The sequence below is a fragment of the Streptomyces sp. NPDC001530 genome, from assembly GCF_042894545.1.
In the GTDB taxonomy this organism is placed as follows: domain Bacteria; phylum Actinomycetota; class Actinomycetes; order Streptomycetales; family Streptomycetaceae; genus Streptomyces.
The window spans coordinates 111480-123625 of the sequence record NZ_JBIAVS010000018.1 but is presented as its reverse complement, the minus strand read 5'-3'; the positions used below and the strand labels follow the sequence as shown (position 1 = coordinate 123625).

At 70.4% G+C, this 12146-nt stretch carries 10 protein-coding genes; 4 read left to right on the top strand and 6 right to left on the bottom strand.

Annotated features, from left to right (window positions below; all coding sequences use genetic code 11):
* Positions 1–26 precede the first annotated feature (26 nt).
* Positions 27–665, bottom strand: coding sequence for a pyridoxamine 5'-phosphate oxidase (pdxH, locus tag ACFY0T_RS33680; RefSeq protein ID WP_388879487.1), 639 nt, complete (start codon positions 663–665; stop codon positions 27–29).
* Positions 666–1183: 518 nt separating this feature from the next.
* Here pdxH and ACFY0T_RS33675 point away from each other — a divergent pair.
* Positions 1184–2284: a citrate synthase 2 gene (locus tag ACFY0T_RS33675; protein WP_388879161.1), complete on the top strand. Its 1101-nt coding sequence runs from the start codon at positions 1184–1186 to the stop codon at positions 2282–2284.
* A gap of 28 nt (positions 2285–2312) precedes the next feature.
* On the opposite strand, the gene ACFY0T_RS33670 is transcribed toward ACFY0T_RS33675, so the two are convergent.
* Positions 2313–3383 (bottom strand): isopenicillin N synthase family dioxygenase, encoded by a 1071-nt coding sequence (locus ACFY0T_RS33670; RefSeq protein ID WP_388879158.1) that lies wholly within the window; start codon positions 3381–3383, stop codon positions 2313–2315.
* A gap of 521 nt (positions 3384–3904) precedes the next feature.
* Positions 3905–4435: a nucleotidyltransferase family protein gene (locus tag ACFY0T_RS33665; protein ID WP_388879156.1), complete on the bottom strand. Its 531-nt coding sequence runs from the start codon at positions 4433–4435 to the stop codon at positions 3905–3907.
* Positions 4436–4507: 72 nt separating this feature from the next.
* Between ACFY0T_RS33665 and ACFY0T_RS33660 the strand changes: the two genes are divergently transcribed.
* Complete coding sequence (locus tag ACFY0T_RS33660) at positions 4508–5890, top strand: PAS domain-containing protein (RefSeq protein ID WP_388879153.1); 1383 nt, start codon at positions 4508–4510, stop codon at positions 5888–5890.
* A gap of 79 nt (positions 5891–5969) precedes the next feature.
* On the opposite strand, the gene ACFY0T_RS33655 is transcribed toward ACFY0T_RS33660, so the two are convergent.
* Positions 5970–6725 carry an SIS domain-containing protein gene (locus ACFY0T_RS33655; protein ID WP_388879150.1) on the bottom strand — a complete coding sequence of 252 codons (756 nt, stop codon included), beginning with the start codon at positions 6723–6725 and terminating at the stop codon, positions 5970–5972.
* Between the two features lie 352 nt (positions 6726–7077).
* Here ACFY0T_RS33655 and ACFY0T_RS33650 point away from each other — a divergent pair, with 352 nt between their 5' ends.
* Both ACFY0T_RS33650 and ACFY0T_RS33645 read left to right on the top strand, forming a co-directional pair.
* Positions 7078–7770, top strand: a complete 693-nt coding sequence (locus ACFY0T_RS33650; protein WP_327429616.1) for a metal-dependent transcriptional regulator — start codon at positions 7078–7080, stop codon at positions 7768–7770.
* A gap of 759 nt (positions 7771–8529) precedes the next feature.
* Positions 8530–9423, top strand: a complete 894-nt coding sequence (locus ACFY0T_RS33645; protein WP_388879146.1) for an alpha/beta fold hydrolase — start codon at positions 8530–8532, stop codon at positions 9421–9423.
* Between the two features lie 206 nt (positions 9424–9629).
* Here ACFY0T_RS33645 and ACFY0T_RS33640 read toward each other — a convergent pair whose 3' ends face one another.
* Both ACFY0T_RS33640 and ACFY0T_RS33635 read right to left on the bottom strand, forming a co-directional pair.
* Positions 9630–11243 carry a transporter gene (locus ACFY0T_RS33640; protein ID WP_388879143.1) on the bottom strand — a complete coding sequence of 538 codons (1614 nt, stop codon included), beginning with the start codon at positions 11241–11243 and terminating at the stop codon, positions 9630–9632.
* A complete protein-coding gene (locus ACFY0T_RS33635; protein WP_388879140.1) occupies positions 11240–12034 on the bottom strand; it encodes an ABC transporter ATP-binding protein in 795 nt (264 codons plus the stop codon). The genes ACFY0T_RS33640 and ACFY0T_RS33635 overlap by 4 nt, the downstream gene beginning before the upstream one ends.
* Positions 12035–12146 lie beyond the last annotated feature (112 nt).

Sequence of the window (12146 nt, the reverse complement as noted above, 5' to 3'; positions counted from 1 at the left end):
ACCGGACCCCACCGAGCCGGACGAGCTCAGGGACTCAGCCGCTCCACCCGCCAGCTGCCGTCCGGCTCCTCCACGTAGCGGAGGCGGTCGTGGAGTCGGTTCGCGCGGCCCTGCCAGAACTCGACCGTCTGGGGGGCGATGCGGAAGCCACCCCAGTTCGGAGGGACGGGGACCTGCTCGCCCGCCGGGTAGCGGGCGCTCAACTCGGCGTACGAGGCGTCCAGTTCGGCGCGGGAGAAGATGACCGAGGACTGGGCGCTCGCCCAGGCGCCCAGCTGGGAGCCGTGCGGGCGGGTGCGGAAGTACGCGGCGGTCTCGTCACGGCCGGTGCGCCGTGCCGTACCCGTGACGATGACCTGCCGGGCCATCGGATGCCACGGGAAGAGCAGCGAGATGTACGGGTTCTCGGCCAGCTCGCGGGCCTTGCGGGAGTCGTAGTTGGTGTAGAAGACGAAGCCCTGCTCGTCGTACTGCTTCAGCAGCACCGTGCGTGAGCTGGGCCGGCCCTCGGCGTCCGCCGTGGAGACGACCATCGCGTTCGGCTCGTGCACGAACCCGTGCACGGCGGCCTGCGCGGCCTGCTTGAACCAGCGGGCGAACTGGTCCATCGGGTGCGAGGCGAGGTCCGCCTCGTCCAGACCCTCGGCGCGGTAGTGGGCGCGCATCGCGGCGGGGTCGGCGGCGATTTCCTCGGCGGCGGCCTCGGCAGCCTCGGCTGCGCGCTGGACGATGGGCTCGGCGGCGGATTCATCCGGGAAGCGGTCGTTCACGCGGTCATCTTGCCGTACGCACCCTCGCATCCGGCGGGCGTGTGCTTCATCACTGCGTGGCACTGAGTGCCGCACACCCTCCCCAAAGGTGGCACTCGGGGATATCGTGCTGCTGCCGTTCCGGTTGGATGACCGCCAGCCGCACGGGGCATCACCGGAGTGACCGCTTCGGACCGCGAGTCGGCGAGGACCCTTCGAAGAGTTCCCCAGAGCCTTCGAGAGCCTTCGAAAACGACCGTGGAACCGGACCGGCCGACCAATGACCAATGATCATCGACCGTCACCCACGCCTGACACATGGTCGCGAACACCACGAGCACCAGGTAATCCACGAGCACTAGGTAATCCACGAGCACTGGCAGTCCACGTACACCACGACACCACCTGTCGCACACATCATGAGGAGCCGCCTGATGTCCGACTTCGTACCAGGACTCGAAGGAGTCGTCGCGTTCGAAACGGAGATCGCCGAACCGGATAAGGAGGGCGGCGCACTCCGGTACCGAGGCGTCGACATCGAGGATCTGGTCGGCCACGTCTCCTTCGGCAACGTCTGGGGGCTCCTCGTCGACGGCGCCTTCAACCCCGGCCTGCCGCCCGCCGAGCCGTTCCCGATCCCCGTCCACTCCGGCGACATCCGCGTCGACGTCCAGTCCGCGCTCGCCATGCTGGCACCCGTCTGGGGCCTCAAACCCCTCCTCGACATCGACGAGCAGCAGGCCCGCGAGGACCTTGCCCGCGCCGCCGTCATGGCCCTCTCCTACGTCGCCCAGTCCGCCCGCGGCCAAGGCCTGCCCATGGTCCCGCAGAGCGAGATCGACAAAGCCCACTCCGTCGTCGAACGCTTCATGATCCGCTGGCGCGGCGAACCCGACCCCAAGCACGTGGCGGCCGTCGACGCCTACTGGACGTCGGCCGCGGAGCACGGCATGAACGCCTCCACCTTCACCGCCCGCGTCATCGCCTCCACGGGCGCGGACGTGGCGGCGGCGCTCTCCGGCGCCGTAGGAGCGATGTCCGGCCCGCTGCACGGCGGCGCACCCTCCCGCGTCCTTGGCATGATCGAAGAGATCGAACGCACCGGAGACGCCGAGGCCTACGTCAAGCAGGCCCTCGACAAGGGCGAACGCCTCATGGGCTTCGGCCACCGCGTCTACCGCGCCGAGGACCCCCGCGCCCGCGTCCTCCGCCGCACCGCCCGCGACCTGGGCGCCCCCCGCTACGAGATCGCCGAAGCCCTGGAGAAGGCCGCCCTCGCCGAACTTCACGCTCGCCGCCCCGACCGCGTCCTCGCGACGAACGTCGAGTTCTGGGCCGCCATCGTCCTCGACTTCGCCGAGGTCCCGGCGCACATGTTCACATCGATGTTCACCTGCGCCCGTACCGCAGGCTGGTCGGCGCACATCCTGGAACAAAAGCGCACGGGCCGCCTCGTACGCCCCTCCGCGCGCTACGTGGGCCCCGGCGCGCGCAGCCCCCAGGAAATCGAGGGCTACGCGGACATCGCGCACTGAGGGCCGTGCCCCCGCGGTACGCCGGTCATCACGCGGGCGTGAGCAGCTCCGCGTGATGACGGGCGGCGACCAGCGGGTGGGCCCGCAGCTTGCCCTTCAGCTCATTGCGGCCGTACTCGGCGAAGAGCGGATTCGCCGGATCCGACGTCACCCCGGGCGCGGCGGACGCATGCGGGAAGGGCAACGGCTCTACGCGGGCATCGAGCCGCGGATTGTAGAAAAAGGGCACCGAGAACCGCTCGGTCGCCCCCGGCGGACTGACCACCCGGTGATTGGTGGCGATCACATACCCATTGGTGGCCACTTCCAGCAGCTCGCCCAAATTGACGACGAAGGCCCCCGGCAGCGGCGGCACGTCATGGAACAGTCCGTCCTCCCGCTGCACCTGCAACCCACCGACCTGATCCTGAAGCAGCAGCGTCAGAAACCCGTAGTCCTTGTGCGCGCCGACCCCCTGATCGCCGCCGTCACCCGCACTCCCCGGATACCGCACCAGCTTCACATGCGGATGAGCCCGATCCCCGAAGATCGGCTCATAGAAATCACCCGGCGCTCCAATGGCGACCAGCAGCTCACGCAGCAGCCGCGCCGCCACCGAGCTGAGCCGGTCGATCCAGGCCAGCGCGGCGACCCGCAGCTCCGGCAAGGCCTCCGGCCACTGATTCGGCCCCTCCAGCCACCAGTACGGGGGCTCACCCGGACCGGGTATCCGAGCGGCCCGCTCAGCCCCTATGTCCAGCTGATCCCGCCAGTCCCGATTCCCTCCCGTCAGCTCATCGCCGGTACGCGTATACCCGCGAAAATGCGGCGAGTTGACGTTGTCGATCGCAAGCCGATCGGCCTCGGGAAGCGCGAAGAACCGACGCATGGCGTCGAGCAGAGCACCGGTCTCGGCGTCTGTCACTCCGTGCCCGACGAGCTGGAAGAACCCCACGTCATGCGCGGCGCTGTGCAACTGCGCGTGGAGCAGCGCACGGGCCTGGGGCCCGCGGTCGGCTGCGGAGAGATCAATGATCGGAAGCTGCTGATACTGCTGGTACTGGTGGTGCTTCTGTTCCTGGTGGTGCTGCTGGTGCTGAGAAGACGTGTTCGTCGTCATGAGTCGCGTCCGCGGGGTGTACGGGCCCGGGCAGCGCCAAGGGTGGGGCGGGGCCACGGGTGCCAAGTGGAAGGAAGAGAGCAGCACTGCACGAAGTGCAGGAACCGCGAGAAGTGCCAGGGGCTGGGTCAGGCAGAGCGCCGACAGCCCATGCTCGTGACGCGCACGAAGTCCACGTGACGGCGTCGAACGAGCATCGGAAGCATGGCCCAAGAGTACTGCGGGGCGTCAGCTGCAGATGTGCCCCACCTCACACCGCTCCCGAAACGCAGACGACCCGCGAGCTCGGGTCCCTCCGCCTCACGGCGAAGAAGCCGGCCGGACGTACCGGCGAGCTCGCGGGTCGGGTGACTGCGTGGAAATTCGGCCGGCTGCACGCTGAGCGCGCTGGTCCGGCACCGCACTGGATGTGGTGACGGGCCGCTAGCCCGCAGCCACCTCGCTCGTCCGGGTTTCATACATCTGCCGGATCACCTCCTTTCTCAGCGTGGGACCCACCCTAGGAACCGATCGGACGCGACTCAACCGTTTTTCCGATTTGTTGACGGCGCGAGCCCTTCCCGCCGCTGCGCAGGCCACTCCAGCACTCTCAGCTCGAGCCACTCCCGCCTCCACCGCTCCGCCTTCGCTTCGTACATATCCCTGGGCGCGAGGACCGGATTCGGCCGTACGACGAGGTTGAACACGTCGGACAAGCCGTGCGGCGCATCGACCCGCCACCGGCCGTCGGCTTCGAGGCGTACTCCCCGGCAGCACGTCGTTGACGCGAAGGAGTCGATCGCGCACTCGACGCTGTCGTGGGGTGGGCAGGGGGCGCCGAATTTCTCAGGTACCAGTGGGGCAGGGCCAGGGGGGCGGTGGCGCGTTCGAGGATCTTCAGGAGTACGTCGTTGTGGGAGAGCGTGGTTCGAAGGGCGGTGAGCTGGGTGTCCAGGGGGAGGCGGGCGAGGGGTGGGGGTGCTCGGGGGGCGGTTCGTGGGGCGGGTGGGGTGGGAATCCGGCGTACAACGATTTCGTCCAATCTTTGGGGAACGTGGTGTGGGCTGGGTCACGTTCGAGTTGAATGATTGCGAGTGAGCGAACTGTCGCGCCGTACGTGCGGACGCAGCCTGCAGGGGGTCCAGGTGAGTGCTTCCCGGCGTAGTGGGACCACCGATGAGCTGGGGCCCGATGAGCCCGAGCGCGATGGTTCGGATCTGCTTGCCGCGCTGTTGGACGGGATGGACGCGGCGCTGTGTGCCTTTGACGCCGACGGGGTCGTGACCCATTGGAATCGGGAGGCCGAGCGGATTCTGGGGTGGACCGCGGCCGAGGCCGTGGGGCGGCACGGGTTCGCCGGCTGGGCCGTGCGGACCGCGGATGCCGAGGAGGTCGAGGCGCGGTTGATGTCCGCCATGCAGTCTCCTGGGCGGCAGGTGCATGAGTTCGCTCTGCTGACCAAGGACGGCGGGCGGGTGCTCGTACGGACTCAGTCCGCCGCCGTGCGCGGGCCCGACGGGAAGCCGGCCGGGGTGTACTGCGCTTTCAGCGAGGTGCACGCGCAGATCGATCTTGAGCGGTCCATCGCGCTGAGCGAGGCGTTGTTCGAGGACGCCAGCTGGGGTGTGGTGCTGGTGGATGCCGACCTTCGGCCTGCCGTCGTCAATGCGCATGCGGCCCGGGCATTGGGGACCGGGCGTACGTCGGTGCTCGGGCGGCCCCTCGGGGACCTGCTCTCCCAGGGTGTGGAGGAGCTGGAGAGCGCGCTCACGCATGTGCTCGCGGAAGGGGCGCCGCCCGCACCCGCCGAGATGTGGGTGAGTGTGCGGACGCCGGAGGGCGAGAAGCGGCGGTGCTGGCGGAGCGGCTTCCTGCGGCTTGCCTCGCCGCTTGCGGAGGAACCGGTTCCGCTGGGTGTCGGGTGGCTCTTCCAGGACGTGACCGAGGCCAAGCAGACCGAGCAGGAGGCGGCGCTGCTGCGGTTCCGGGCCAATCAGCTGCACCGGGCGGCGCGGGCCGCGGCCGAGTGCGAGGACCCGGGGGAGGCCGCCACGGTCCACCTCGACTTCTCGCTCGCCGGTTTCGCCGACCATGCGCTCATCGACCGCGTGCCGGGGGGTTCGATCGGCGACGACGAGGGGCCCGTACGGCTCGTACGCGCCGCCGCCACGCCCTCCGGGGCGCCGGGGCCGAGTGAGCTCAACGGGAAGGCGGGGCTGCCTGTGCGCTATGGGGCGGGGCATCCCGCGTTGCAGTGCGTGGAGCGCGCCGGGTCCGTACGGGCCAGCGTGGGCGCCGCCGCCGCCGAGCAGGCGCGGGAGTGGGCCGTGGCGCGCCAGTGGCCGCCGGACTCGCGCCACGCCTTGTGCGCGGTGCTGCGGAGCCGGGGGCGGACGTTGGGCGTCGTGACGTTTCTGCGGGGGGCGGGGCGGAGTCAGTTCGAGCGGGCGGATGCGACGTACGCGGAGGATGTGGCCGTACGGATTGCCATGGCGCTCGATCTGGAGGGGCTCGTAGGGCCCGGGTGAGCTGGTTGCCCGGCGTCGGGGCTGGGCTTGGGGATGGGTGGACTGACGCCCGTCTCAGCGCTGTTAGCTGATGCCCGTCTCAGCGGCGGTAGAAGATCCTGTCCCCGTACTCCGTCATCACCCGGTCGTTCCACTCGTGGCCGCCGTCCACGTTGCCCGAGCGGAGGAGGGGTGGCTCGATGCCGCGGTCGGCGAGGGCGCCGGCGGCCGTGGCCATGACGGCCTGGAGCAGGGCCGTGGTGACGACCGTGGAGGCGGGGGCGAAGGGGGCCTCGATCGCGTCCAGGGTGAGTTCCGCGTCGCCGACCGCGATCTTCGAGTCGAGGACGATGTCGCAGTGGTCCTTCAGGTAGGTGCCCGAGACGTGCCGGGACTTCGTCTCGGAGGCGTACGCGACCGAGGTGACGCCTATGACCTTCACTCCCAGCGCGCGGGCGTTCATGGCCATCTCGACGGGGAGCGCGTTGCGGCCTGAGAGCGAGATGATCACGAGGACGTCGCCGGAGCGGACCGGGCTGGAGTCGAGGACGGCGCTCGCGAGGCCGTCGACGCGCTCCAGGGCGGAGCCGAGCGTCGCCGGCATGACGTCGACGCCCACGACGCCCGGTACGGCGAGCAGGTTCATGAGGGCGAGGCCGCCCGCGCGGTAGACGATGTCCTGCGCGGCGAGCGAGGAGTGCCCAGCGCCGAAGGCGAAGAGCCGCCCACCTTCGGCGACGGTGTCGGCGATCAGGGTTCCGGCCGCCTCGATGTTCCCGGCGTCCTCGTCCCGGACCCGCTGCAGCAGGCCGATGGCGGCGTCGAAGAACTGCCCGGCCAGCTTGCTGTCGCTCATCGGCGAAGCCCCTTAGAAGTCTCGTCGGCGTCGGGTGGGCGTCGTGTCGCGGATCACGTTGCGGTCTGGACCAGTGCCCTGTCAATACGGCCCACGGGGGCGACACTGGGGCACGGGGCGCCCGGTCGCGTCCGCCCCGGCCGAGCCCCGGGGTCCGTACAGGCCGAGCCCCGGGCCCGTACAGCCACAGAGCCCGTACAGCAGGCACCCGTACAGCCACAGAGGCAGTCGTCACCGCGTGGTTTCAACGGTGAGGCACGGTTGTCAGTGGTATGCGTCAGAATTGAGTTCAGGGCCAGCGCACACGCCGGTGAGCCATCGAGCCTCCGGCAGAGCTAATCGAGGGGCACGAATGTCCGGACTGATCGATACCACGGAGATGTATCTCCGCACCATCCTCGAGCTGGAGGAGGAAGGCGTGGTCCCCATGCGCGCCCGGATCGCGGAGCGGCTCGACCAGAGCGGGCCGACGGTCAGCCAGACGGTGGCGCGCATGGAGCGCGACGGCCTGGTGGCGGTCGCCAGCGACCGGCACCTGGAGCTCACCGAGGAGGGGCGGCGCCTTGCCACGCGGGTCATGCGCAAGCACCGCCTCGCGGAGTGCCTCCTCGTCGATGTGATCGGTCTGGAGTGGGAGCAGGTGCACGCCGAGGCGTGTCGCTGGGAGCACGTGATGAGCGAGGCGGTCGAGCGCCGGGTGCTCGAGCTGCTGCGCCACCCGACCGAGTCGCCGTACGGGAATCCGATCCCGGGGCTGGAGGAGCTCGGCGAGAAGGACGGCGCCGACCCGTTCCTGGACGAGGGCATGGTGTCGCTGGCCGAGCTCGACCCGGGCCTCGACGGCAAGACCGTGGTCGTACGGCGGATCGGCGAGCCGATTCAGACGGACGCGCAGCTGATGTACACGCTGCGGCGGGCGGGCGTGCAGCCCGGCTCCGTGGTGAGCGTGACCGAGTCGGCGGGCGGGGTCCTCGTGGGCAGCGGCGGCGAGGCCGCGGAGCTGGAGGCGGACGTCGCCTCCCACGTGTTCGTCGCCAAGCGCTAGCGCCACGGTGCTCGCCGCCAAGCGCCAGCGGCACAGCGGTCGCCGCCAAGCCTTGGCGGCACCCGCAGGGGTACGGACTTCCCGGCACCCGCGAGGGGCAGCTCCCGGGCGTCGACCGAGGGGGCCGGCATTCGCCGACCCTCCCCACGTCGGCTCCCGGGCGCACGCCGCCGGGCTCGCGCCGGGTGTGTCAACTCCCGCGACCCCAGAGGCAGTTGTGATATTTCCGCGACCTCACTGAAACCAAGATTCAGTGTGCGGAATCGCAGCGCTGGGACCATTTGCGTGCGAGGCTGTCGCGTGAGGCATATGACCTGAGGGCTCTTGACCGTGTCCGAGAGCGATGGTGCGCGGTCGGGGAGGGGGCGGGGAGGATGTGCCGTAGATGTGGAGAGGGCCCCGGCGCCAGATGGCGCCGGGGCCTGTCCTCCCCTGTGCTGACCCGGAGCCCCGAGCTCTCAGGGTCATTCCCCTCGGACCGGTTTCCCCGAGCGGTCCGCCTCCCGCTGAAGATCTCCCCTTGGCGGCGGCGGTCAATCCTTGTGCGTGGTCACTCGAATGAGGGGTGTTAAGGCCAGGAACGCCATTTTCGAAACCTCATTCGATAACGTGGCGGTGTAGTAGAGGTCCACGCAGAGACACGCAGAGTGGCACACAGCAGGAGCAGCGGTACGACAGCGGTAGGAAGCGGTACGAATGGACCGGCCGGTTCGAGCGGGAGCGAGCCGGTCCGAGCGAGCTAGGGGGGTGCCATTACCGATGGTGCGGCGCATCGACGTGACGGGAGCGGGCGGCGTACGCCTCGCTGCCTGGGAGTTCGCCGATCCTCCCAAGGCCGATCCCGGGACGGACAGGACGGAGCAGACCGGTGAGGCCGCGCAGGCCCCCGGCGTGCTGTTACTGCACGGCCTGATGGGCCGCGCCTCGCACTGGGCGTCCACCGCCCGCTGGCTCTCCGAGCGGCACCGCGCCGTCGCCCTCGACCAGCGCGGCCACGGCCAGAGCGACAAGGCGCCGGAGGCGGAGTACACGCGCGAGGCGTACGTCGAGGACGCCGAGGCCGCGCTCGAACAGCTCGGCCTCTCGCCGGCCGTCCTCATCGGCCATGCCATGGGCGCGCTGACGGCCTGGCAGCTCGCCGCGAAGCGTCCCGATCTCGTGCACGGACTGATCATCTGCGACATGCGGGCGTCGGCGTTAGGGGCCGCGTCGCAGCGTGAGTGGGAGGACTGGTTCAAGGCCTGGCCCGTGCCCTTCGCCACGCTCGCCGACGTACGGAAGTGGTTCGGCGAGGACGATCCCTGGGTGGAGCGGCCGAACCCGTCCCGGGGTGAGTTCTACGCCGAGGTGATGCACGAGTCCGCGGACGGGTGGCGTCCGGTCTTCGAACCCGAGCAGATGCTGAAGTCGCGCCAGACGTGGGTGTACGACGCGCACTGGGAGGAGCTGGCGCAGGTGCGGTGTCCCGCGCTGGTCGTGCGGGGGCTCGATGGTGAGCTCGGGCGGGCCGAGTCGCAGGAGATGGTGCGGGTGCTGCCGTACGGGCAGTATGCGGAGGTGGCTGATGCCGGGCATCTCGTGCACTACGACCAGCCGGAGGCTTGGCGTGCGGCGATTGAGCCGTTTTTGGATGGGGTGCTTACGGGCAGCTGAGCCTGTCTCGTAGCGCGCCCGGCGCCGGGGTTGCCGTCGGGGTGGGAGGGCGAGCCCGCGCCCACAGGATGCCTCCCCCAAGCTCTTCGAGCAGGGGGTACCCCCAGCGCCCACCCGTGCCGCCTGGGGGTCCCCCCACGCCGTTAAGGCAGTGGGGGAGGCACGATTGCCCGCAGGCTAAGCAGGCTGAGCGACCCAAGCGGCGTTCACCCCTTGCTCACCGCCGCCAAGATTTCCGGCAGGCGTCTCGCCGTCCGGGGCGCCGCCAGGCGTAGCCCCAGTACGGTGATCAGCGCGCCGTATCCCGCACCGAGTGGCAGCAGCAGCCAGGTCCATTCGTCGCCGTCGGCGGTCACGTTCAGCCAGATGGTGAGGGCGATGACGGGGGCGGCGAGAAGGGCCGCCGAGACCATGCCGCCGAAGACGGCGATCCAGGCGAGGCCGGCCTGCCCGGGGGCGACGTTCTTGTAGCCCTCCTGCGGGATGGAGTACGGGAAGCGGGCCGAGGACCATGCGCCGGTGGCGAGCATCGCGCCGAGCAGGGCGAAGGAGAGACCGAGCACCTCGGGCAGCTTGGGCCAGTCGCCGAGCATCGCGGTCGTCAGGACGGTCACGAACGTCGCGTACGGCAGGGTGATCACCAGCAGTGCCAGCGCGCGCCCGCGCAGTTCGACGTACGCGTCGCGCGTGGAGGAGATCGTCATCGCGACCATCCAGAACGCGGACGTGTCCTGCCCGAACTGGTTGTACATCTGGATCCCGAGCATCCCGGCCGCGAAGCACGCGAAGTAGATCGAACCGGTGCCCTGCAGCGCGTTGAAGACCGGCACGATCAGGCCGATCGCCAGCGAAGTCACCCACGCGGCCTTGGTCTTGGGGTCGCGCCACACATAGCGGAGGCTGCGCTCCATGACCGTTCCGGTGCGGCCCGTCGGCAGGAGGCGGCCGAGCCCCGACGAAGCCCTCTCCCGGGCGGCGGGTTCGGCCGCCTGCAGTGTCGACCCGTCCGGCGAGGTCATCAGCCGGGTCAGATGACGGGACCACAGCGCCAGCAGCCCCACCAACGCGGCTGCGGCGAGGGCGAGTTGGGCGACGCCCTTCCCGTACGACCCCTCACTCACCGAGTCCACCGCGCCGATCGCCGACGCGGGCGGCACCCACCGCAGTACCTCCGCCGCCGGGTCGAGCTGCGACAGGCCGCCCGCCGAACCGAGGCGCTGCGCCCCGAAGTTGACCAGCTGGGCGCCGATCGCGATCACCAGGCCGCTGAGCACCGCCAGGTCGCGGCCCTTGCGGCTGGACAGCAGCCGGATGTTGGCGGCGGCGACGGCCCGTGCGAGGGCCACGCAGACGAGCAGGGCCAGGACCACGGCGACGACGCCGGTGACGTACGCCGCCGCGCCGTGCGCCACGGAGATAACGGAGCCGGCGAGCAGGCACAGGGTGAACAGCGGCCCGACACCCACCAGCGAGGCCGCGAGCAGCGCCCGTACGAGCGGATGCGGGCGCAGCGGCAGCATCACCAGCCGCGTCGGGTCGAGCGTCTCGTCGCCGCTGGGGAAGAACAGCGGCATCACGGCCCAGCCGAGCGCCAGGACCGCCACGAGCAGCACGGCGACGGCGGTGGCGTGCGCGTTGCCGCGCAGCGCGATCAGGCCGAGCAGCTGGAGGGCGGCGAAGAGGAGGGCGAGGACGACGGAGGTGACGTACGCGGCCCGCCGTCCGGCCGACTGCCGCAGCCCGTTGCGCAGGAGCGACAGCTTCAGGCGTACGACGACGGGGGTGATCGACGCGGCGGAGACACCGGCGTTGGCGCTCATCGGGCGGCCCCGCCGCCCAGCCAGTCGAGATCGGCCCCGGCGGAGCGGCCGTGCGCGCCGACCAGTTCCAGGAAGGCCTGCTGGAGGGAGGGCGCGCTGCCGCGTACGTCCGCGAGCGGGCCGTGCGCGCGGATGCGCCCCGCGGCCAGGACGGCGACCCAGTCGCACAGCGACTCGACCAGTTCCATCACGTGGGAGGAGAAGACGACGGTGGCGCCGGATCCCGTGTACCGCTCCAGGACGCCGCGGATCGTCTGTGCCGACACCGGGTCGACGCCTTCGAACGGCTCGTCGAGGAAGAGGACTTCGGGGTTGTGGAGGAGGGCGCAGGCCAGGCCGATCTTCTTGCGCATGCCCGTCGAGTAGTCGACGACGAGTTTGTGCTGGGCGCCCGCGAGGTCGAGGACGTCGAGGAGCTGGGTGGCGCGCTTGTCGACCTCGGTGCCGGGCAGACCGCGCAACCGGCCGGTGTACGCGAGGAGTTCGCGTCCGGAGAGCCGCTCGAAGAGCCGGAGTCCCTCGGGCAGGACGCCGATGCGCGCCTTCACCTCCACCGGGTCGCGCCACACGTCGTGCCCGACGACCTCGACGCTGCCCTGATCGGGCCTGAGCAGCCCGGTCACCATCGACAGAGTGGTGGTCTTCCCCGCCCCGTTCGGTCCGACGAGCCCGATGAACCGCCCCGCGGGCAGTTCCAGATCGATTCCGCCGACGGCGACCTGCTCCCCGAACCGCTTCCAGAGCCCGCGCACCCGTACGGCGGGCACTGCTTCCCCAGCTACCTCGGTCATGCAAGCACCCTAAGGGGAAGCACCGCTGTCTTCCGGGGCGCGGGACTGCCACATCATGCGGCTCCGCAGCGTGGGCGCGACCAGCCCCAGATTGCCGCAGCCGCCGAACGAC

Bases quoted from the DNA above. Each gene is read 5' to 3' on its own strand.
- pdxH (WP_388879487.1), bottom strand. From the start codon at position 665: ATGCGCGCCCACTACCGCGCCGAGGGTCTGGACGAGGCGGACCTCGCC.
- ACFY0T_RS33675 (WP_388879161.1), top strand. From the start codon at position 1,184: ATGTCCGACTTCGTACCAGGACTCGAAGGAGTCGTCGCGTTCGAAACG.
- ACFY0T_RS33670 (WP_388879158.1), bottom strand. From the start codon at position 3,383: ATGACGACGAACACGTCTTCTCAGCACCAGCAGCACCACCAGGAACAG.
- ACFY0T_RS33655 (WP_388879150.1), bottom strand. From the start codon at position 6,725: ATGAGCGACAGCAAGCTGGCCGGGCAGTTCTTCGACGCCGCCATCGGC.
- ACFY0T_RS33650 (WP_327429616.1), top strand. From the start codon at position 7,078: ATGTCCGGACTGATCGATACCACGGAGATGTATCTCCGCACCATCCTC.
- ACFY0T_RS33645 (WP_388879146.1), top strand. From the start codon at position 8,530: ATGGTGCGGCGCATCGACGTGACGGGAGCGGGCGGCGTACGCCTCGCT.
- ACFY0T_RS33640 (WP_388879143.1), bottom strand. From the start codon at position 11,243: ATGAGCGCCAACGCCGGTGTCTCCGCCGCGTCGATCACCCCCGTCGTC.
- ACFY0T_RS33635 (WP_388879140.1), bottom strand. From the start codon at position 12,034: ATGACCGAGGTAGCTGGGGAAGCAGTGCCCGCCGTACGGGTGCGCGGG.